This is a genomic window from Pseudomonadota bacterium (assembly GCA_013285445.1).
Lineage (GTDB): Bacteria > Pseudomonadota > Gammaproteobacteria > Xanthomonadales > Wenzhouxiangellaceae > Wenzhouxiangella.
On sequence record CP053448.1, the window covers coordinates 66,030 to 86,347 of the forward strand.

A 20,318-nucleotide genomic window follows, 5' to 3' on the forward strand; every position below is an offset into this window, starting at 1 on the left:
GCGGCCCCTGTAGCAGTCACCCCCCGGCCGCTCGCGTCTTGCGCCGGCGCTTGTTCGCGGCGAACGCGATGCCCTGGGCGTTGAGGTCGATGTCCATTTTCAGAAGAGACCAGGTCTCGGCGTCGCGGCCGAGCTTGCTCCAGCCGTCAAGCAGGCCGGCGAAGTAGTCGTAAAGGCGTGCTCGGCACCAGGCTTCCAGCTCCTCGTCCGGCCGGTCGCTGGCCTCGGCGTCATCGCGCACGCTCTCGGCGAAATCGAGGTGACGCATGAGCTGGCCGGCGGCGGTTGCGATGTCGGTCACGGCCCCGAAGTGCGTGACATAGATGCAGCTCGGTTGTTCGTCGACGAGCCGGCGGATCGACTCGCGCGCCAGCTCGGGTTCGAAATCCGTGGGACTGGTCGAGGGAAAGGCGAAAGTGCCCTCGCCCTGCAGCGCCGGGTAGACCAGCCCGAAGGCGTCGCCGGCGAAGATCGCGCCCGAGGCGCCGTCGGCAATGCAGAAATGATGATTGGCGTGGCCGCGGGTGTGCAGAAAGCGCAGCTCGCGGTCGCCGAATTGCAGGGTCTCCTCGTCCTCCATCACCTGCACGCGATCCCCGGCCACCGGCTCGATCGTGCCGTACAGGCGCGCGAACTCGTCTTCCCCGTAGACCGCCGAGGCGCTGGCGACGAGCTTGGAGGGGTCGATCACGTGCGGTGCCGCGCGCGGGTGGGCCAGCACGGTGGCGTTCGGGCAGGCCTTGGCGAGTTTCGAGGTGCCGCCGGCGTGATCGAGGTGCACGTGCGTGATGATCAGGTATTCCACCTGCTCGGGCCTCAAGCCCTGTTCCTCGAGTACCGCCAGCAGCCGCGGCACCGCCGTGTTGGTGTTGTTGTCGACAAAGGCCGCGCGATCGCCGTCGACGATCAGGTAGGCGGCGGCCAGCTCGGGGCGGTCGAGGTAATGGGTGTCGATGGTGTGGATGCCGGTCATGGTGTCTCCTCGGTGATCCGTTCAGGCTACCACCGGTCAGCTCCTTGGAGACCGGCATTTCGGCGCCTCGTGGTGCTTGTTTGCCTGCGCACCGTACTGTAGCGTATGGAAACACCGCCGTCCGTCCGGGAAGGCCGCCCAGAAACTGAAACGGTCGTGCTCCTTCAAAACCGAAAGTACACGAACAACCGCCCCGGATTCTTCGAGTCCTTGTCCACGCGGTGATAGAGCGGCTTGATGTCGGGGCGCTCCAGGAATTTCAGCACGCGCTTCTTGAGCTGCCCCGAGCCGCGGCCCGGGATGATCTCGACCTCCTTGATGCGCTTGTCCACCGCCTCGAAGATCACCCGCTCGAGTTCTCGATCGATGTCGGTGCCGCGGTTGTAGATATCGTGAAGGTCGAGTTTCAGCTTGGCCATGGGCTCGGGAGCACAAGATCGTCAGTGACCTGGGTTCGGGGTTTTCTCAAGCCGCGTCGCGCGGCTGAACCTCTTTGTAATCACCTTCCAGCCGGGCCCTGGACAAGTCGTAGGCCGCCTGCAGGTTGAGCCAGAAGCGGGCTTCCATGCCAAAGTGCTTTTCCAGCCGCAAGGCGGTATCGGCCGTCATCGAACGTCGGCCGGCAACAAGCTCGGAAATTCGGTTGTGAGGCACATTCAACGCGCGCGCCAATTCCCGCCCGGACAGCCCGAGCGGCACCATGAACTCCTCGTGCAGCATTTCTCCGGGATGTGTGGTGATACGGTTCATCTCATTACCTCAATGGTAGTCCACGATTTCGACATCTTCGGGGCCTTCGTCACTCCAACGAAAGCAAACGCGCCACTGCTGGTTGATACGGATACTGAACTGTCCCAGTCGGTCACCCTTCAATGCCTCCAGTTGATTGCCTGGTGGAATCGCCAACGACTGCAGCTGCATGACGTTGTCGAGTTGGTCCAGCTTCCGCAATGCAATTCTTGCGACGGCTGAAAACCGACGACTTTTCCCGGTTTCGAACAATCGGCGGGTTTCACGGCATCGAAAGCTGCGAATCATGGTTGGATTGTGTTACGTAACACAGTACGCTGTCAACCGGACCGCGTATCAGAACCGAAAGTAAACGAACAACCGCCCCGGATTCTTCGAGTCCTTGTCCACGCGGTGATAGAGCTGCTTGAGGTCCGCCGGGCGCTCGAGCCCGCGGCCGATGGCGCTACCGCGGTTGTAGATGTCGTGCAGGCCGAGCTTCGGCCTGGCCATGGGTGCGTTTCCAACGGGTCAACTTCGACTCGAGTGTAGCCGCAGCAGCTACCGGATGACTCCTGGCACAGGCGCCGGGGATTCCGATCGCGCAAGCTTGGGGGGCATCAACGGAGCAATCGCCCATGGCAAGCCATCCCATCGACCGCCCAAGAGCCGGCCTGACCGTTCTCGTCACGATCGCCATCTGGAGCCTGCTCGCCTGGCGGCACTTCCACGAAGGCGTCCCCGCCCACCACCTGCTGCACAACCCGGATCTGCCGAGAATTTCCGACTGGTTCGGTGGCCTGCTGTTGCCGGTGTTGACCTGGGGGCTGTTGAGCCTCGCCAAACGTCGCGTGATGGCGACGGGTTCCCCCGGCATCAAATCCGTTGCCTTGGGCCTGGTGGCCGGAGCGGCCGTCGGTGTAGTCATGGCGGTCACCTTCTTCAGCGGTCATGAGTCCTTGACCAGCTACCTGTTCTTCGGCCTGCTGCCGCTGGCCTTGTTCGTGCCGGTGCATCGACCGGAGTGCCTGCTGGGCTTTGTGCTGGGCATGACCGCAGGCGTCGGCGCCGTCCTGCCGACCCTGTTCGGCTCGCTCATGGCGCTGGTGACCTTCATGATTCATCGCTTCGTCGGCCTGCCGCTGCAGCGGCTGGTCGGACTGCGGACGGCCACGAACCCGGGAGGTCTCGAATGACGAGCATGCGAGCCGTCGTCCAGGACGGATACGGCGCACCGGACAAGGTGCTGCATCTGCGGGAAGTCGAAATCCCGACGCCCGCGCCGGACGAGGTGCTCGTGCGCGTGCGGGCCGCCTCGGTCAATCCCGACGTGTGGCATGCGGTCAGCGGCTACCCCCGCCTCATGCGTCTGATGGGCGCGGGCCTGCGAAGGCAGAAACAGCCGATCCCCGGCCTGGACATGGCCGGCGAGGTGACGGCGGTGGGGAATGCTGTGGTCGACTTCCAGCCCGGGGATGCGGTGTTCGGCGAAACCCATGACCGGATTCAGTGGATCAACGGCGGCGCCTACGCCGAATACGTGTGCGTGCCGCAGCACGTGTTGTCGCTAAAACCCGAAAACATCACCTTCGAGCAGGCGGGGTCGGTGCCGACCTCCGGAATCATCGCCCTGATCAACCTGCGCAAGCACCTCGGGACAAAGCCGGGGCAGCGCATCGTGATCAACGGCGCGGCCGGCGGTGTGGGCAGCATCGCCATCCAGATGGCCAGGGCCAACAGCGCTTATGTCGTCGGCGTGGACCACACCACCAAGCTCGACTACATGCGAGAGCTGGGTGCCGACGAGGTCATGGACTATACCCGGGAGGACGTTACCCGGCTCGAAGCGCGGTTTGATCTCATCGTCGACGTGGCCTCGACGCTATCGCTTTCCGACTGCAGACGAATACTCGAGCCCGATGGGCTGTACGTCATCATCGGCCACGATCACTACGGGGTAAAAGGACGTCGCACGCTCGGCGGCATACCCTATTTTCTCGGTTTCATGGTGCGGGCGCGGTTCGACCGCCACCTGGACAAGTCGTGGTTCGAGACGATTGAAAAGCGCGATGCCATGGAAGCCCTGCGCGCCATGCTCGAAGCCGGGCAGCTGACGCCGATCGTGGGCAGGACCTTTCCCTTGGAGGAGGCGCCCGCGGCCATCCAGTGCCTGCAGGCAGGGCAGGCGTGCGGGCGGATTGTCATCGTGCCGTAAGGGGCAGTCGGGTTCTCGTTCTGTTCGCCGCCCGGTATTCCGGCTTGCCGGAATTCCGGAAATCCAGTAAAGTTCCGGTATGGATACCGTCAAGATTGGCAAGAAGGGGCAAGTTTCGATTCCGCGGCGGGTGCTGGAAGCCGCCGGCGTCGAAGCGGGCAGCCAAGTTGTTGTCGAATCCGACTCGGACGGCAGTATCCGCTTGCGTCCGGTCGCCATCTATCCGATCGAGATCTACAGCGAAGAGCGGATAGACGAATTCGAACGCGAGAACGAACTGTCCGACGACCTCGAGCGCCGGGTCCGGCAAGCCACCAAAGATTCCCGTTAGCCCACGGTGCGTTTGTTCCTGGACGCCAACATCCTGTTTTCGGCGGCCTGGAGCGAAGGCGCGGCGGCACGCCTTTTGTGGAATTTTTCGCGGGCGGGCCGCTGCCGGATGCTCAGCTCCCAGCTGGCCGTTGAGGAAGCGCGCCGCAACATTGTGCTCAAGAGACCGCACCGACTCGCCACCTTCGAGCGCCTGGTAGCTGGCACTGTCATTGGCCGCGAGCCGAACGAAGAACATCTGGAACTCGCCGGTGAACAGCGACTGCCCAGCAAGGACATTCCCATCCTCGCAGCCGCCCTGGCCCAGCGAGCCGAGATCCTCGTCACCGGAGACCGTCGGGACTTCGGTCATCTGTATCATCGCTCCATATCGGGCCTGACGATCCTGCCGCTGGCCGATACGGTCGAGCACCTGCTCGACGGCGGGTAATCTCGAAACAAGGCGCCCCGCCAAAGACTTCCATCAAACCGAGGCTAGCGAAACGGTAGCGTTGAGCCTTGCGAAATGGTAGTGCGGGAATGACGACCTGCTCGAAGCAAGCGCAGCTCGATGCCGGAACCTACGGCCGCCAGCCGGCTTGTTCTGCCGCCAGCACGATCCGGGCGCAGGCGTCGGCGTCGGATGCGGCGTCGTGGTGGTTCAGGGGAATACCGAGATGGCGGCAGACGTCGGGCAGCTTGGTGGGATAGATCCCCCACACCCGGCGCGCCAGCGCCACGGTGCATTCGAAGGGCAGGCCCGGCAGGCGCAGGCCATGGCTGTCGCAGCAAGCGAGCAGCACCCTTCTATCAAAGGGGGCGTTGTGAGCGGCCAGGAAATCGACGTCCTCGAGCAGCGGACCGAGCCCCGACCAGACCTGCCCGAAATCAGGCGCATCGCACACGTCATCCCGGTCCAGGCCGTGGATGTAGGTAAACACGAACTCGCCGGGCGGCGGGCAGATGAGATGGGTCTCGCGGTGGACGATACGGCCATCTTCGGCCATCACCACGCCCACCGCGCAGGCACTGTCGGCGCCGCGGTTGGCAGTTTCGAAATCGATGGCGGCAAAACGCATGGTCAGGAGTCTAACCTGCCTGATCGCACAGCCGGGCTACTACGTCCATTCCGCTGGAGTGACAGTCCGGATCGCGCCGGGCAAGAAGCCGAGCGCCGTCGTTGGCTGCGGTAAGAGCCACCACAACGTGACCAATGCCAAGGTCGTGGTTTTTGTTGGCCGCGCAACACGGTTATCCATCCGCCGCGCTCAGATCGACAATGCGCGCTCTTGCATCTTCGAAACGATCTTTGAGTGCTTTGTGCTTCTCGCCGAGGCCTTGTACACAGTAGGGGTTCAGGAACTGTCGACCGGCAAAGAGTTTGGCGTCGACAGGGCTCAGCGCCGCCTTGTCGCAGAGTGACGCCCAGTTTTGCGCGATGGTATCGATCTGATCTTCAATGAGCGCCATGGCCTCGTCTTCGCTCAGATGAAAATCGGCGCATACCGACAGGCACGTGGCGAGCGAGCTCATGCGGTTATTGCCCTTGATCAGCATCGCCTGCGTCGCCTCGTTGCCGGCGCGTCCCTGCGGACAGATATCGTAGGCGGGTGTGAGCGTCAGCATCCTGCCGTCCCAGAAGGCGGCATGGTTGCGCGCATGATCGTCCGTGTTCCCGCACAGCACGTTGAAGCAAATCCGCCCGTAGAGCTCGCGGAGCGTTTCTTTCGGATCGGTGAAAGTGTGACGGATCCGCTCGGCAAAGTCTTCGTAGGACGCGTAGCGCGCTTCCATCTCACTGAGTTCGAGAATGGTCAGCCCCGAAACCATGGCGCGGCGCTGCCACTCGCCGTCAGTCCTGATCCTGTCAAAGCGCTCGATGAGCAAAACGTCCTTGCCGGCCGTCTCGAAGATCGAGACGGGCGCGACGTCGAGCCCGCACCGGGCTGCCAGCCGCATGGCCATGAACTCGGCCTTCACGACGCTGTAGACGTCCTGGCTCGATGAAAACTTGGCGATTAGCTTGCGCTCGTCAGCATCGATCAGGGACTTCGGTCGTGCCCCCCCGATTGATGTGCCGTGATGGATCGCCTGGTCGAGTGGCGGTGTAAGAGGGAGGCCTTTCTCGACGCAATCGGCTGCCTCGAGCAGCTCCTGGTAGCTTGCCTGAGCCGAAACCCGCGGCACGTACTCGGTGGCCGAGTGCTGGAAATCGAGTGCGCCGATCCTGTCCGAGCCAGACTCGATCAAGAAGGTGAGTTCGTTCAGTTCGTCCGCGCCCCCATCGGCCGCCTTCGGCCCGACGAGCCGATTGATGATGACGCGGCGGCCCCAGGCATCCGGCGAGCCATCACGCAGGCAACTGGCCATCTCCATGTTCGGAGGCGGATCGATCCGGCCGCGCCCGAGTGGCAACTCGGGTTCGTAGATCGGGATGGCGTTGTCGCGCTCAAGATAGCTGGCGCCGTAATTGAAAATGTAGCGGCCGCCATCCATCGTGATGCGGCCGGCCACGACCGGCTGGGTCTCGCCCGGCAGCCAGATCCACACAAAAACGCTGTCCGGTGTCTTGCGATCAGAAGTCATCATCGACCTCCTTGCGGGAAGTGCGGACACTCTTCGGAAGCAGCGTCAGTTTTTCGTCGAGGCGAGCGTTCTCGATGCGAAGCGACGCTGTGTCGTCATCTTCAAAAAGGCGCACACCGGCGAGTGATGCGACCTCGAACACGGTGCCGATCTCCGCTCCTGGGGCGCCCCGCTCGATGTTATGGAGCGTCGTGCGGCTGATGCCGGCACGGTCGGCCAGCTCTTGTGCCGTCATGCCGCGTTCCATCCGCCCGATCCGGATCAGCTTCCCCAGGATCGAGAGTGCCTGGCGCGTCTGGCGCGCGTAACTTCTCTTGCGCTTCATGGCGGATGCATGCCTTTTTGTTCAGTTTGATGGACGTGAGAGAAATTCGTGTCCAGCATATTGAACACTATAGACATGGGCCAGTTAGATGTCAATTCGGTGTTCGTTTAGGTGAACGTAGAAGCGCATCGCGTTTAGTTAAAAGGACATCACGTAAACTGCGAATGAGCGGCCTACTTTCTGAATTCCGGCGCCATCCGCTCGGCCCGCCAGGGCTTCTTCTCGATCAACGAACGCGACCCGTCCACGCCCGAAGTCAAGCTGGCGCGGGTGATGACGACCATTGAGTACATTCTGCGGTAGGTTCGGGAGCGCCTCTGCGCCCGGCCGCACGCCGTCAGAACCGGAAATACGCGAACAACCGCCCCGGATTCTTAGAGTCCTTGTCGACGCGGTGATAGAGCTGCTTGATGTCCGGGCGTTCCAGGAACTTCAGCACCCGCTTTTTGAGTTGGCCCGAGCCACGGCCGGGGATGATCTCGACCTCCCGGATGCGCTTGTCCACCGCCTCACGGATCACGCGCTCAAGCTCGTGATCAATGGCATTGCCGCGGTTGTAGATGTCGTGGAGGTCGAGTTTCAGTTTGGCCATGGCTGCGGGACTAAAAGATCGGCTGCGGCTTGGATGAATGGCCCATGGTACCGGCAGAACCCAATCAATCGCCCAGCCGGGCCGTGAAGCGGCGCATCCTTAACCCTCGCCCGCGCAGAGCACTGCCGGCCCGACTATAATCAAATCGGCGTTGACCAGGAAAAGCTCAGGAGGGGGCTATGAGGGATCAAGAATCGAAGGATGAGCCGTTCTTTTCCCATTCGGAAAAGACTAAGCAATCTAACCACGACCCGCTATTCGACTCCCGGCAGCCGCCGCGAGAGGAGCCCGACCCAAGGATTCGCCTGGCCGCCTTCGCGGTTATGGTCATCTGCTCGCTGTTCTTTATCGAATGGGGCATTCAGAAGTACCGAGAATACCAGGCGGTCCAAGCGGTAAAGGAGATGATTGCTGACCTCGAGGAGTCTGTCGAAGCAAGTGCTGCTCAGCTAAGGGCCAACGCAGAGCGAAACCGGCGAGAAGCCGAGCGCCAACGCCTCGCACTGCGCGAACAGCGAGCCAGCACCAATCAGGGCAAGTGGCTTTCAAAGAACTGCTCGGACTGGCGCCGCACATATAACGATCTGAAAGCGGCAACCGCCAAGCGGGAGATGCAACGGCATTGCCGGCTTTACGAGAGGTATCTCGAAACCGGGATTGCTAACACCCCGGTCAACTAGATTTTGCTCGTAGGCAGAGCACTAATCTTATGGGCGAAAAACGTGCTCATTGTGCCAGTGGAGGTAGCCGGAATCCGGCTTTTCCGCGGGATCGCCAGGCTCCACGACCAACCTCTCGCCATGGAAGCGGTAGTAGTCGCGCCCGTTCTCGAATTCCTCGCGGATGCGGCGGCTTACTTCGATGCGCCGTCCGGGCGTAACGGTGATGTAGCCGGCGTCAAAAAGCTTGTGGATGTCGGAGCGCAGCAGCACGCCGTTTTCGGTGCGGTTGGGGCCGGATTCGGCGTAGGGTTTAATGTGGGCTGCTTCCAGCACCGGAAGTGTGCGCTCGCCTGAAATAGCGCATCGGCGAGTGTAGGCGTCGGTGACCAGGGCGCGGAAGGCACCTTGGCCCAGACGTCCGCGGATCAGCCGGAGCGGCCGATCGGGTTCGTCCGCCGGAGTAAAGAGATCGTCGTCCTCACCCACCGCCCGCATGCGCTCGCGCACGGCATCAAGTAGCTTTCTGCCCTCCAGGCTGTCATCACTGTAGCCCTTGCCCCGGACGATGTTCCGGGACCAGTTGTCTGGCGCCGGAATCCACTGCTCTCTGGGGAAGAAGAAGGGCTGGGCGAGGATCACACAGCCGACATTTTGCGCAGGGTGGGCATCTGATCGGAAACGGCGCAAGGCCTTTAGAAAGTCGTGGCTGGAAGCGACGCCGTTTTTCTCCTCGAAAGCGCTCCAGGCCAGGGTCAGAGGTAGCCGGGTGTATCGCACGAAAAATCCGCCGCCAACCACAAAATTATCGGGGTAGTGCAGTTTGAAGAGGAATAAACCACTCTCCGGCAGCGCCCGAAACCCCACTTTCGGGCTGGGAATCCAGAAATTAACCTCGTCGGGGCGGCGCTCAGCGAGGAAGTGAAACCACCGGGAATCGGTAACGCCGATGTACATCTTGCTCGGCATATTTCAGTTTACTCCCCGCTGGCCCTATGGGGATTATGAACGAGTGCACAAACCTCCGCAAAGTCGGGCCTAATTGCTCTATGCGGGTGTGCGGGGCTTTCCTGCGCCTATGGCCCGCCGGTATCCTGGCAGGATGGCGAGTAATAAGGATGATTGGTTCGGGCTTCACGAACGGCTCGACACACCGGGGCTGCGGCGCAAGCTAGAGCAGCTAGGCTTAGAGCAGCTTGCGGTCTGGCGCAAGAAGCTGGATGCGGAGGAGCTACCGTCTGCCGTCAGCGCCCACGTTGGGCGGGCGCTGGCGGCACTATTGATGGACCTGCGGGAGCGCGACCGGGAGTCTTGGTATGAGGCGCTTTCGGCTTTTTCACATGCATTGCAGGAAGGCGGGCATCCCCTTGCCGATCTGGCCGAGTTGCTGCCGAGCCTGCCGTTTCGGCAGCTTATGGAGGTCAAGCAGCCTGCAGATCAAGCCGTCGGGACGGTAGAGACCGATCGTCCGGACATTCCGCTCAGTCTTTCAGCATTGCTCACCGGCTCGCGACAGTCACCTAGCCTGGTCAGCCAGATCGTGAAAGAGTTAGCGAGCTGCGATCGGGCGGAATGGCTGGTCTCCTTTATTAAATTCAGCGGTATTCGGGCACTGAAGCCGGCGCTGCAACGCTTTGTTGAAACGCCGCTACCGGATGGCACACCGCGCTTACGCGTCGCCACGACATCCTACCTGGGCGCGACGGATCTCAAGGCCATCAGAACCCTGCTCGAACTACCGAACACCGAAGTTCGCGTGTCCTACGATACGCACCGCACGCGGCTGCATGCCAAGGCCTATTTGTTCTACCGCAATACCGGCTTCGGTACCGCATATGTCGGTTCGGCGAATGTCTCGAGGGTGGCCCTGGATGAGGGTCTGGAGTGGACTGCACGCATCAGCCAGCACGAACTGCCCTACCTCTGGCGACAGATCGTGGCGGGATTCGATACACACTGGTCTGACCCGGCCGAGTTCGAGGCTGTCAAAGTTGACGATCTTGAACGACTCGGTCAAGCATTGCAGGCCGAGCGCAAGGCACCATTTGGCGCGGAGCCGACGACCTGGCAGTTCTTCGAACTTCAGCCGTATGGCTTCCAGCAGGAGATTCTCGACGCCATCGAAGCCGAACGCCGTGCCGGCATTTCAAAACATCTGATCATCGCGGCCACTGGAACCGGCAAGACGATGCTGGCTGCCTTTGACTACCGTCGAGTCGCAGCTCAGCGGCCCGACACAAACCGCCCGAAACTGCTTTTCATCGCGCACCGAGAGGAGATTCTAAAGCAGGCGCTGAACACATTTCGACACGTGCTTCGAGACGGTGATTTCGGGGATTTGTTGGTCGGGGGCCATGAGCCGACGCAATCGGGGCATATCTTCTGCTCAGTGCAGAGCTGGAATGCGCGCGGACTCGACCAGCTTGCGCCCGATCATTTCGACTATGTGGTGCTCGACGAGGCGCATCATGCGGCCGCCAATAGCTATCAGAATATCTTGGACCATGTGCGCCCCGGGGTGCTGCTGGGTCTGACTGCAACGCCCGAGCGCACGGACGGCAAGGATATTCGCAGCGACTTCGGGGGGAGTTTCACCCACGAGATGCGCCTGCCGGATGCGATCGAAGCGCGCCGACTGGCGCCCTTCCACTACTTTGGTGTTGGTGACGAGCCGGGCGTGGACCTCAGCGGCTTGCGCTGGCAAAGCGGGCGTTACAACAATGACGATCTCAACAAGGTGATTGGCACTAATGAGCGGCGGGCGCGCTGGGTACTCAACAACCTAATCGATCACGTAGCCGAACCGGAGCAGATTCGGGGCTTGGGCTTCTGCGTCAGCCAGCAGCATGCTGAGTTTATGGCCAGGTACTTTAGTGCGCACGAGATTCCGTCGATGGCATTGACAGCCAAATCGCCGGACTCATTGAGGCGTGACGTACAGCGCAAGCTAGTGCAGCGCGAGATTCGGGTGATCTTTACCGTTGATCTGTTCAACGAGGGCGTGGATATCCCGGAAGTGGATACGGTGTTGATGCTGCGACCTACCGAGAGCCTGACCGTCTTTCTGCAGCAGCTTGGCCGGGGGCTGCGTCTGCACGAAGACAAGCCGCACCTGACAGTTCTTGACTTCATTGCGCCGCAGCACCGGCGGTTCCGATTCGCTGACCGTTATCGCGCCTTGAGTGCCAAAACCGAAGCACGAGTCGACCGGCAGATCGAGAGAGGCTTCCCATGGCTGCCCGCCGGTTGTCTCGTTCGGTTGGATCGGCAGGCCATGGTAACGGTACTGGAAAGTATCCGTTCGGCATTGGCACAACGGCGGCCGCAGATCATCGCGCAGCTCCGAACCCTGCTGGGCCAGACCGATGAGCGGCCCAGTCTGCAGAAGATGCTCGACTGGCTGCATTTTGACGATGCCGATCTGCTACTGAAGTACGGCGTGCCCTGCCAGTTGCTGGAAGAGGCGGGAGGCGGAGCGGTCAAAGGCATCGAAGCGTATGAGAAAGGCCTCAAGGATGGCCTGCGGCGTCTGTTGCTTGTCGACGACTGTGAGATGCTGCGGTCGCTGTCTGCTGCGCTTGAACATCGTGACAATCAGGACGACCACTGGCGGGCGCGGGTGACGCTGGCATTGACGTTAATCTGGGGCAATAAGCGACCAGACGGCGGTGAGGCCGCGGCGCTGGCGTTTCTGCGCGACAACGTTCATTTGAAGCAGGATATTCAGCAGGCCATTGAATGGCGCTTGCGCCAGCTTCTGCCGGTGGAACCGCGGCGATGGCCCCAACTTAGCGGCGTACTGGCACTCCATGCTCACTACACGCGTGATCAGATCCTGCTTGCATTGGGAAAGGGCAACTTCGACAAACCCGCGCAACAGCGCGAGGGCGTACTACACCTGCCAGAGCAAAAGCTGGACGTCTTCTTTGTCACGATCAACAAGTCGGAAAAGGAATTTTCTCCTTCCACTCTTTACGAGGACTACGCGCTGAACGACCGACTTTTCCATTGGCAAAGTCAGTCGACAACATCGGCAGAATCGCCTACTGGTCAGCGCTATATCAACCACCAGGATGAAGGCTATCAGCCGCTGCTATTCGTTCGCGAGCACAAGTCGCTCGCCAATGGACTGACGGCCCCTTTTCAGTACCTCGGACCGGTTGAGTATGTTCGGCATGAGGGCAGTCGGCCAATGAGTATCGTCTGGCGCTTGCAGAATCCGCTGCCTGCCCAGAGCCTTAGGCAATTCAGGCAAGAGGCGATTTAGCCTTCAGGAGTTCTAGCTTTGATAGTCATATGGCGGCGTGTCGGCCGCAAGCCTTAGCGCGGGAGGCATGGCGAGCGCGGTTTGCCACCGATAATCGCAATCCTCGAACTTCCCGTCTCGGACCCACAGCCTTGCGCCACTGGCAAATCCCTGCTCGTAGGCCCAACGGGCAATCAACAGCGAGCGCTCAAGGTCGTTGGATAGTCCCGCGTCATTGAATGCTCTGGCCAGCCTGTCTCCTTCGTCCAGGTTCTGCACCCGCCAGCGTCCCAGGTGCGAGACGGCAGCCAGGTGGTCGCGCTTGGCGTTGTTGCAGCCCTTGTGCGCGTGAACGAAGTTGTGGCCCAGGTCCAGTGGGTAGCGGGACCAGGGGATGAAGTGATCGAGGTCGCCGGCGCCGCTGACTCGCTTGCCGCAGTAGAAGCACTCGCCCGCCTGGTGCTCCCGCAGCACGCCAGTGAATCGCTCCAAGGAAAGGCGATCGGTCCCAAACAGAAATCCTTCCAGTTCCGCTTCGGCGCCCAGGACTTCTTGATTGGCGCTGATTCGATGGATCTGGCTGATCCAGCCACCGCGGATCATGCTCGTGAGCATGGGGTGGAATGCCCGAAAGGCATCAGGTACACCTGGAAGCAGGCGAATCGAGCGGTCCCGGTAATCGGATTCTCGGTATAGAAACTGGTTCTTTCGGTTGCCGACGGTCTGCAGTTTCCAGAGGGGCATGTCGACGATAATTTTAGCGATGCGGCGCACAAGCCTTTTCCATACAGCTCGCTCAGTGCGCAGACGTCCAAGGCTGCCATCAGCAACCCTGCGATGTTCCTGAATAATGGTCAGGACTTTCGCCGGACGCCCGGTGTTCTGCCGGAGCACTTGGTCGTAGAAAGGCCGGGCCTGGTTCCAGTAGTACTCGATGAACTTCTCTGCGATCTGATCGACGTGGAGTCGAAGCGATCTGTCCCGTGCTGTTTCATGCTCGACCGACAGATCCGCCAGGGCCTGCATCAGCGCGAACTTGTACGTGGCCACGAAGCCGCCCTCGGCCAGCAACTCCTGGAACTGGCGAAGGAATCGGATGCTCTGCTCGGGCCTCATTCCGGCTCGTCCCAGTAGTTGGCCTTCTCAGGCATCACGTGGCGCACCCCGCCCCTAGGATCGTCCTGATCGCCCTTGTAACGCGGGATCAGGTGGACGTGCAAATGGAAGATCGTTTGACCAGCGGCCTCGCCCGAGTTGACGCCAATGTTCCAGCCATTGGGCTGGTGCACGCGTTCGATCTTTTCTCGCACCACGGGAAGCGCCGCGATCACCGCCAGTTGCTCGGCCGGCGATGCCTCGAACCAACCGGCGACATGCCGACGGGGAATGAGCAGTGCGTGGCCCGGGCTAACGGGATAGCGGTCCCAAAGGGCGAGCACGTGCTCGTCCTCGTGGAAAACCTGGTCAGGGTCCGGATCGCAGAAGGGGCAGTCGCCATCAGCCATGCGGTCAGTATCCATGGATGGGCGGCTGCCAACAAGCCAGCAGCCCGCTTGCCGGTTCAGTTCGGACGCTGGGCATTCTCAGTCGAACACTTTGATTGCACCGTCACGAGGCTGTGATCATGATGGCCCTCATGACCAACTCGATTGCTTTCACGATCGTGCTGCTGGCCTGCCTGGTGCTGGTCGGCTGTGCGCGGCATCTCAACGACCCCGGGCGTGATATCTCATTGCCGCAGAAGGGCCATGTGGTGCTGGCCGATCAGCGTTTTTCGCCGCCGGATTGGCCGCAGGCGTTGTATGCCGATGTCTATATTCCGGACGGCAATAGTCCCGATGGCAGTCCGGCGGCGTGGCCGGCGGTGTTGGTGGTGCACGGTGGGGGCTGGGAGCGGCGTAGCCGGGAGGATATGACGAGCATCTCCCGTCGGCTGGCCGATCGTGGTTTCGTGGCGGTCAATATCGACTACCGCTTCGCGCCCGAGTATCGCTTTCCGGCCCAGCTTCACGACGTGCAGATCGCGCATCGGTGGATGAGGGAGGAGGCCTCGCGGCTGCGGATCGATCCCGAGCGGATTGCCGGGCTGGGGTTTTCGTCCGGGGCGCATCTGGTGGCTCTGGTCGGGCTGGTGGCCGGCACGGACACGTCGCTTAACGCCGAGTACGGGCCGGAGGACGACGGCTATTTTGCGGTGGTGGTCGGGGGCATTCCGTCGGATTTTGGGCTGTTTTCCGGCGGCAAGCTGTTGCGGCAGCTCATGGGGGCCAGGCAGGGCGAAGCGCCGGAAGCCTACCGGGCGGCCTCGCCGATTACGCACGTGCATGACGATGCACCGCCGTTTTTCCTCTTCCATGGCACGCTGGATCAAACGGTGCCCTTCAAGCACGCCCGGGTGCTGTACGAGGCGCTGCTCGAACACGGGGTACACGCCGAGCTGTTCCGGATGCGCCTGCGTGGGCACGTCACTTCGTTTCTGTTGCGCGGCGACGCGATGCGAAGCGCCATTGCCTTTCTGCATGACATGGTGGGGCGTCCGGCAGATGAGGAGTGAATGCTTGCCGGGTCCGCTCACGTGTGCCGTAAAGCTACGCACCACTTCTAACTGATTGAAAAAGCGCCCGTTTCCAGCACTGCCATCGCTTTCTTGCGGCGGCCTATTCTGCTAATATGATCACTCAGTCTTAACCGCCCTAAGTCAATGACCTCGATCTCCCACCGCAAGTCTGGCGTCAAGGTAACTCGCTCTGAGATTCGGCGAGCAGTGGCCAGTTCTACGGCCATAGAGACGGGTCAGAGCGTGAAAGTGCTCGAGCGCAAGCTCAAGAACGGCCAGCACCGTGGGCATCGCGTGACGCTGGCGGCGGCCAAGACTCGGTAGACTCCTCGCAGCTTCAATCTTTCAGAGCTTTGGAAGTCAGCTCGATCATTGGGCCATAGGTTCTATCCAGGCCCTGCTGGATTGCGGCGAAGTAGCGATCCTTATCCCGGTCCCATTCACTGTAATCCAGCAGCCCCCGGTTGGTCTGCGCCGCCATGACGTCGGCAAGTAGCCTCGCCAGGCGACCGTTTCCTTCGCGGAACGGGTGAATCAGGATGAGCTCGACATGGGTGATAGCCAAGGCTTCGGATAGGGCTTCGTCACTTAGGCCATAGCTGGGCGTGAATCGGTCCAGGCAGGTTTCCTGAAACTCGTCGAGTAGACGAGGAATTTGGTCTGCCGCCGCGAAGTGAAAGTCGCCTTTTGACAGGTTCACATTTCGAACCTCGCCCGCCCATGGGTAGACATTGCCAAGCCACTGGTGGTGCCAGGACTTAAGATCCGCGATGGTCAGGCTACGGTCCGGGAAGTCCTTTCTGAATATGTATTGGTAGAGTTGGTCCAGTAGATCCAGTTCGATCTCGTCCATTTCTTCCGGGCTGGTGACGTCAAGGAGGTTTCGAAGCACCTCCCCATCCGATCCCGGCTGGAATTCGGACTGGCTGCCTGAAGCGTCGTAGCGGTTAGTCACAATCCGCCCCACCTGCTTAGCCCTTCTTCAACCGACTGTACTTAAGCGCCGTTCCCCGCACCAGATCTGCCGGATACTTCTCGGCATTGAGCTTCATCTTCTCGGCCACGGCCGGGCCGATATTGATGCCCAGCCGGTCGGAGATGGCGGCCAGGTAGATCTGGATGTCGGCGATCTCAAAGGCGACGGCCTGTTTGGCGTCGTCGGGCAGGTTGCGGCTTTCGTCTTGGGTGAGCCACTGGAAGAGTTCGAGGAGTTCGCCGGCTTCTCCGGCCAGGGCCATGGCGAGGTTCTTGGGTGAATGAAATTGCTGCCAGTCGCGTTCGGTGACGAACTGGCGGAATTGTTGTTTGAATTCGACCAGTTCGGGCCATTCTGGGGTTGGGGTTTGTTGGTCGTCCTGGTTCAATCTGCACCTCGTCCCGTGTTGCTCGGCTGAGTCGCCGTTCCGGAGTTGGAATCGTGCTCATCGTGGAACAGCTGCAGGTAGTCCCGGTACAGGAACCGGCGGTTTCGTTTGTAGCCTGTCATTTCATGGAGGATGCCAAGATCGGTCATTCGGCTGACCAGATTGTTGGCCGCCGGATAGGTCGTGCCGATCCAGTCCTGCACCTGCTTGACGGTCACTATGGGTTGCTCGTAGAGATGTTCGAGCGTTCGGTGGCCATTGGCTGCGCTGCCGGCCAAGTGGTCGGTGATGGCTTGTCGGTGCGCCTCACGCAATTGCAGGATGCGGCCGGCCGTGTCACTGGCCTGCTGGCTTACTGCGAAGACGCCGCGCAGGAAGAATGCCAGCCATCCCTCCCAGTCGCCTCGATCGCGCACCGCCTGCAGGTGGTCGTAATAGTCCTGGCGGTGGGCCTTGAAGTACCAGGACAGATACAGGACCGGGCGGGCCAGGATCGTCTTTTCGCACAGCAGGAAAGTGATCAGCAAGCGGCCGACGCGGCCATTGCCGTCGAGAAACGGGTGGATGGTTTCGAATTGCGCGTGGGCTAGCCCGATGTTGATCAGGACTGGCAACTGCTGGTCCTGGTGGAGGAAGGTTTCGAGCTCGCCGAGCAGCCGCGGCAACTCGTGCGGTGGCGGGGGCACGAAGGTCGCTTCGCGCAGGGTGCAGCCCGAGGGGCCGATCCAGTTCTGGGATGACCTCAGCTCGCCCGGCGTGAGATTGTGGCCGCGCCCACCCCGCAGAAGCTCGGCATGGATTTCCCGAATGAGACGAACGGACACAGGCAGCGACGTCAGTCGCTCCAGACCGTGCCGCATGGCGTGGATGTAATTGAAGATCTCGTCAACATCGTCGGGGGCTTCGGGCGAGAGCATCTGCGCCTCGGCCCTGAGGACATCCTGTAGCGAGCTCTGAGTCCCTTCGATCTGGCTCGAGAGCACGGCCTCCTTGCGCACGTACATGGCCACGAAGAGGTCGGAATTGGGCAGTGTCTGAATCGAGCCATCCAGCCGGCCAAGGGCCCGGTCGGCATCTGACAGCAGCGTGTGAAGCTTGCCGTCCAGCGCTACCGCCGGATTGGGGGGCAACGGCGCGGGCATGAAGGCGCTGTATCCGCTCGGCTGGCGGATGTAGCGGCCCGACCGGGCTGAGTGGGATTGATTGGCCATGCTTTCTCGCCGCTTTCTTATGGAGCGAATGCGGCTACATAGTAAACCAGCGGTTTAACATAGGCCAGTCTCTGCGCTCATAGTAAAGTCGGGTGTGTGCGGTCGCGGATAACCGGGACAGATGCGTAGCGGCCGTTGGCCTCGACGGATGCTACGAGTCGGGGGATACGGATTCTGGACATTCTCCTTCTGAGCCTTTGATTGCGCCATCACCAGGGTGTGGCCATGATGTCGCTCATGACCGGCTCAATTGCCTTCACGGTGGTGGTGCTGTCTTGCCTGGTGCTGGTTGGCTGCGCACGTCATCTCAACGACCCGGGGCGTGACAACTTGTTGCCTCAGACGGGCCACGTGGTGCTAGCCGATCAGCGTTTTTCGCCGCCGGACTGGCCGCAGGCGCTGTATGCCGATGTCTATATTCCGGACGGCGATAGTGCCAATGGCAGTCCGGCGGCCTGGCCGGCGGTGCTGGTGGTCCACGGCGGTGGGTGGGAGCGGCGCAGCCGGGCGGATATGACGAGCATCGCCCGCCGGCTGGCCGATCGCGGCTTCGTGGCGGTCAATATCGACTATCGGTTTGCGCCCGAGTATCGCTTTCCGGCCCAGCTTCACGACGTTCAGATCGCGCATCGGTGGATGCGTGAGGAGGCCTCTCGGCTGCGGATCGATCCCGACCGGATTGCCGGGCTGGGGTTTTCGGGGAGTTCTGGGTCATGTAGGGAGTATCGCCATCAGGTCATGGGGAATCAATCGCCGAGAATGAATCTGGAGCGGCGGGATACGTGTAGATGGATGTGTTCTGGGCGGATATGTTGTCCGTCGGGGATGTAACCCCGACCTACTTCTCGGGGTTGCGGCCATACCCGCGTTTGGGCGGGTCGGCCGCAAGCGATTTGATTCGGCGGGCCGGATTATCGGCGCGACAGGCTGAATACCGACTCGGTCGCCTGGCTCAGGCCGCGCTCGCGCAGCGGGTCGTCAGGCTGGATGGGGGCGTGATAGAGCGCCTCGACCGCGAAATGTCTGCCGAGGTGGCGGTGCACTTCGGAGTCGGGCACGGCGAAGGGCGGACCGGCGAATGCCTGCTGCGGGTAATCCAGGGTGATCAGCAGGCCGCGCGCGTCGGGGCCGGCGATTTCAGCCAGGTGGTCGCAGTAGCGCGGGCGCATATGCTCGGGCAGGGCGATCAGGGCGGCGCGGTCGTAGAACAGGCTGGCGCCCTGCAGATGGCCGCGGGTGAGATCGATGAAATCGCCGCACAACAACTCGATGCCGTCGCTGGAGTAGTGCACAAACGCGCCGGTTTCGGTAACCGTCGGCTCGATGCCGCGATCGGTGAAGAAACCGCGGCAGGCCACCTTGCTCAGTTCAACACCGATGACGCGATGGCCGCGCTCGTGCAGCCAGGCCAGGTCCACGGCCTTGCCGCACAGCGGCACGAACACGCTTTGATCAGGCGGCGCATCCAGCCGCTGCCAGTATTCACGCAGGTAGCGGTTGACCCGGCCCTCGTGAAAGCCGATGCGGTTTTCCTGCCAGCGCTTGGTCCAGAATTGTTTATCTGTCACTGTGCCAGGCCTCCACTTCGACCAGCAGGTCACGGCGACAGATGTCGCCACGCAGGCCGGCCAGCGCCACGCCCGGCCAGCGCTGCCTCAGGCGGGCCTCGACCATCGGCCAGTCTGCGGCATGACGCACGTAGACCCGCACCAGACTGGCCGCATCGAGCTTTGACAAATGCGGCTGACCGGTTCGCTGTGCAGCCTCCTCAAGCAGGATGTCGACATTGCGGGCAGCCTCGTCGGTCTGCGCCAGGACGTTGCCGCGATGGGCGGTGGCATGGCCGACAACGCTCGCGGTGCCGGATATCAGCAGCGCGGGACGGCCATCTTCCAGATTGAGCGCGGTGGCGCGGGCGAATGCCGGACTGCGCGGACCATATTCGTCGGGGTAGCGCCAGGCGCTGACCTGGCGGGGGTTCTCGAAGGACCGTCCGGCTGAGCGCGCGGCCAGCGCGACCAGTCGAAAGCGATCATCAGCCGTGCCGATGGCGGTGGCCGCGCACATGCGCGAGTCATCGAGGCCGGCTGCGCTCAGTGCGCGACCCCGTCCGAGGCAGAAGCGTCGATAGCGTTCGCTGTGGCCCTGGCCCGCGTTGATCGCCGGCAGGTAGTTCCAGATCCGCAGCAGCTCAGGATATCCGGCCTGGCGCAGCCGCTCGATGAGCTCGGTATAGACCGACTCAATCAGGACCGCGGGGTCGGATTCCGGCGGATCGGACCGGGTCATTCCCACGGCCATGAGGTCACGGCTGCAGCGCGACCAGCCGGCCGCATCGCTGTGGTGTCCGATGACCGAGGGCACGTGCCAGTACTCGGCGTCGAAATCACCGCCCAGCCAGTTCACGCCCGGCGCCATCCTCAGCGGATCGGTCGATCGACCGGTAAAGCAAAAGGCAAACAGCGGCTGACCCGCAGCCGCGGCGGCGGTCACAGTCAGCGCCAGACAGGCACTGCGTTTGAGGCGGGGTGTCGGAGCCATGGCCGATGCAT

25 protein-coding genes are annotated in these 20,318 nt (G+C 61.8%); 8 read left to right on the forward strand and 17 right to left on the reverse strand.

Features of this window, described 5'->3' with window-relative positions; translation table 11 throughout:
• Window positions 1–16 precede the first annotated feature (16 nt).
• The 5 genes from HND55_00295 to HND55_00315 all read right to left on the reverse strand — a co-directional run bounded on the left by HND55_00295 (window position 17) and on the right by HND55_00315 (window position 2,215).
• Window positions 17–973, reverse strand: coding sequence for an MBL fold metallo-hydrolase (locus HND55_00295; protein QKK01219.1), 957 nt, complete (start codon window positions 971–973; stop codon window positions 17–19).
• Window positions 974–1,137: 164 nt separating this feature from the next.
• Window positions 1,138–1,392, reverse strand: coding sequence for a Smr/MutS family protein (locus HND55_00300; GenBank protein ID QKK01220.1), 255 nt, complete (start codon window positions 1,390–1,392; stop codon window positions 1,138–1,140).
• A 46-nt stretch (window positions 1,393–1,438) separates the two neighbouring features.
• A complete protein-coding gene (locus HND55_00305; protein QKK01221.1) occupies window positions 1,439–1,723 on the reverse strand; it encodes a HigA family addiction module antidote protein in 285 nt (94 codons plus the stop codon).
• Between the two features lie 9 nt (window positions 1,724–1,732).
• Window positions 1,733–2,011 (reverse strand): plasmid maintenance system killer protein, encoded by a 279-nt coding sequence (locus HND55_00310; protein ID QKK01222.1) that lies wholly within the window; start codon window positions 2,009–2,011, stop codon window positions 1,733–1,735.
• A gap of 48 nt (window positions 2,012–2,059) precedes the next feature.
• Entirely contained in the window at window positions 2,060–2,215 is a 156-nt protein-coding gene (locus tag HND55_00315) for a hypothetical protein (GenBank protein ID QKK01223.1), read from the reverse strand.
• Window positions 2,216–2,340: 125 nt separating this feature from the next.
• On the opposite strand from HND55_00315, the gene HND55_00320 reads away from it, so the two are divergent.
• The 4 genes from HND55_00320 to HND55_00335 all read left to right on the forward strand — a co-directional run bounded on the left by HND55_00320 (window position 2,341) and on the right by HND55_00335 (window position 4,677).
• The gene (locus tag HND55_00320) at window positions 2,341–2,898 is read left to right on the forward strand and encodes a hypothetical protein (protein ID QKK01224.1); all 558 of its coding nucleotides are present in this window, start codon (window positions 2,341–2,343) and stop codon (window positions 2,896–2,898) included.
• On the forward strand, window positions 2,895–3,917 hold the full coding sequence (locus HND55_00325) for an NAD(P)-dependent alcohol dehydrogenase (GenBank protein ID QKK01225.1): 1,023 nt from the start codon (window positions 2,895–2,897) through the stop codon (window positions 3,915–3,917). The genes HND55_00320 and HND55_00325 overlap by 4 nt, the downstream gene beginning before the upstream one ends.
• Before the next feature lie 79 nt (window positions 3,918–3,996).
• A complete protein-coding gene (locus HND55_00330) occupies window positions 3,997–4,248 on the forward strand; it encodes an AbrB/MazE/SpoVT family DNA-binding domain-containing protein (GenBank protein QKK01226.1) in 252 nt (83 codons plus the stop codon).
• Between the two features lie 6 nt (window positions 4,249–4,254).
• Window positions 4,255–4,677: a PIN domain-containing protein gene (locus HND55_00335; GenBank protein ID QKK01227.1), complete on the forward strand. Its 423-nt coding sequence runs from the start codon at window positions 4,255–4,257 to the stop codon at window positions 4,675–4,677.
• A 130-nt stretch (window positions 4,678–4,807) separates the two neighbouring features.
• Here HND55_00335 and HND55_00340 read toward each other — a convergent pair whose 3' ends face one another.
• From HND55_00340 to HND55_00355, 4 genes are all read right to left on the reverse strand, one after another.
• On the reverse strand, window positions 4,808–5,305 hold the full coding sequence (locus HND55_00340; protein QKK01228.1) for a 3'-5' exonuclease: 498 nt from the start codon (window positions 5,303–5,305) through the stop codon (window positions 4,808–4,810).
• A gap of 172 nt (window positions 5,306–5,477) precedes the next feature.
• Window positions 5,478–6,812, reverse strand: a complete 1,335-nt coding sequence (locus HND55_00345) for a type II toxin-antitoxin system HipA family toxin (GenBank protein ID QKK03926.1) — start codon at window positions 6,810–6,812, stop codon at window positions 5,478–5,480.
• Complete coding sequence (locus tag HND55_00350; GenBank protein QKK03925.1) at window positions 6,802–7,089, reverse strand: helix-turn-helix domain-containing protein; 288 nt, start codon at window positions 7,087–7,089, stop codon at window positions 6,802–6,804. The genes HND55_00345 and HND55_00350 overlap by 11 nt, the downstream gene beginning before the upstream one ends.
• A 385-nt stretch (window positions 7,090–7,474) precedes the next feature.
• The gene (locus HND55_00355) at window positions 7,475–7,729 is read right to left on the reverse strand and encodes a Smr/MutS family protein (protein ID QKK01229.1); all 255 of its coding nucleotides are present in this window, start codon (window positions 7,727–7,729) and stop codon (window positions 7,475–7,477) included.
• Window positions 7,730–7,908: 179 nt separating this feature from the next.
• Between HND55_00355 and HND55_00360 the strand changes: the two genes are divergently transcribed.
• Window positions 7,909–8,409: a hypothetical protein gene (locus HND55_00360; GenBank protein QKK01230.1), complete on the forward strand. Its 501-nt coding sequence runs from the start codon at window positions 7,909–7,911 to the stop codon at window positions 8,407–8,409.
• A gap of 27 nt (window positions 8,410–8,436) precedes the next feature.
• Here the strand turns inward: HND55_00360 and HND55_00365 are convergent, their stop codons facing one another.
• The gene (locus HND55_00365; GenBank protein ID QKK01231.1) at window positions 8,437–9,357 is read right to left on the reverse strand and encodes an HNH endonuclease; all 921 of its coding nucleotides are present in this window, start codon (window positions 9,355–9,357) and stop codon (window positions 8,437–8,439) included.
• Between the two features lie 133 nt (window positions 9,358–9,490).
• Between HND55_00365 and HND55_00370 the strand changes: the two genes are divergently transcribed.
• On the forward strand, window positions 9,491–12,655 hold the full coding sequence (locus tag HND55_00370) for a DUF3427 domain-containing protein (GenBank protein QKK01232.1): 3,165 nt from the start codon (window positions 9,491–9,493) through the stop codon (window positions 12,653–12,655).
• Between the two features lie 12 nt (window positions 12,656–12,667).
• On the opposite strand, the gene HND55_00375 is transcribed toward HND55_00370, so the two are convergent.
• Window positions 12,668–13,705, reverse strand: a complete 1,038-nt coding sequence (locus tag HND55_00375) for an HNH endonuclease (protein ID QKK01233.1) — start codon at window positions 13,703–13,705, stop codon at window positions 12,668–12,670.
• Window positions 13,706–13,746: 41 nt separating this feature from the next.
• Window positions 13,747–14,139 carry an HIT family protein gene (locus HND55_00380; protein QKK01234.1) on the reverse strand — a complete coding sequence of 131 codons (393 nt, stop codon included), beginning with the start codon at window positions 14,137–14,139 and terminating at the stop codon, window positions 13,747–13,749.
• A gap of 131 nt (window positions 14,140–14,270) precedes the next feature.
• Between HND55_00380 and HND55_00385 the strand changes: the two genes are divergently transcribed.
• Window positions 14,271–15,188 carry an alpha/beta hydrolase gene (locus HND55_00385; protein QKK03927.1) on the forward strand — a complete coding sequence of 306 codons (918 nt, stop codon included), beginning with the start codon at window positions 14,271–14,273 and terminating at the stop codon, window positions 15,186–15,188.
• Window positions 15,189–15,528: 340 nt separating this feature from the next.
• On the opposite strand, the gene HND55_00390 is transcribed toward HND55_00385, so the two are convergent.
• The 3 genes from HND55_00390 to HND55_00400 all read right to left on the reverse strand — a co-directional run bounded on the left by HND55_00390 (window position 15,529) and on the right by HND55_00400 (window position 17,766).
• A complete protein-coding gene (locus tag HND55_00390; protein ID QKK01235.1) occupies window positions 15,529–16,146 on the reverse strand; it encodes a Fic family protein in 618 nt (205 codons plus the stop codon).
• A 16-nt stretch (window positions 16,147–16,162) separates the two neighbouring features.
• Window positions 16,163–16,429: a hypothetical protein gene (locus HND55_00395; GenBank protein QKK03928.1), complete on the reverse strand. Its 267-nt coding sequence runs from the start codon at window positions 16,427–16,429 to the stop codon at window positions 16,163–16,165.
• A gap of 122 nt (window positions 16,430–16,551) precedes the next feature.
• Window positions 16,552–17,766, reverse strand: a complete 1,215-nt coding sequence (locus HND55_00400; protein QKK01236.1) for a Fic family protein — start codon at window positions 17,764–17,766, stop codon at window positions 16,552–16,554.
• 237 nt (window positions 17,767–18,003) lie between these two features.
• Here HND55_00400 and HND55_00405 point away from each other — a divergent pair, with 237 nt between their 5' ends.
• Window positions 18,004–18,597 carry an alpha/beta hydrolase gene (locus tag HND55_00405; GenBank protein ID QKK03929.1) on the forward strand — a complete coding sequence of 198 codons (594 nt, stop codon included), beginning with the start codon at window positions 18,004–18,006 and terminating at the stop codon, window positions 18,595–18,597.
• A gap of 80 nt (window positions 18,598–18,677) precedes the next feature.
• On the opposite strand, the gene HND55_00410 is transcribed toward HND55_00405, so the two are convergent.
• Both HND55_00410 and HND55_00415 read right to left on the reverse strand, forming a co-directional pair.
• Window positions 18,678–19,334 carry a thiopurine S-methyltransferase gene (locus HND55_00410; GenBank protein QKK01237.1) on the reverse strand — a complete coding sequence of 219 codons (657 nt, stop codon included), beginning with the start codon at window positions 19,332–19,334 and terminating at the stop codon, window positions 18,678–18,680.
• Window positions 19,324–20,307 carry a hypothetical protein gene (locus HND55_00415; GenBank protein QKK01238.1) on the reverse strand — a complete coding sequence of 328 codons (984 nt, stop codon included), beginning with the start codon at window positions 20,305–20,307 and terminating at the stop codon, window positions 19,324–19,326. Before HND55_00415 ends, HND55_00410 begins: the two co-directional genes overlap by 11 nt.
• Window positions 20,308–20,318 lie beyond the last annotated feature (11 nt).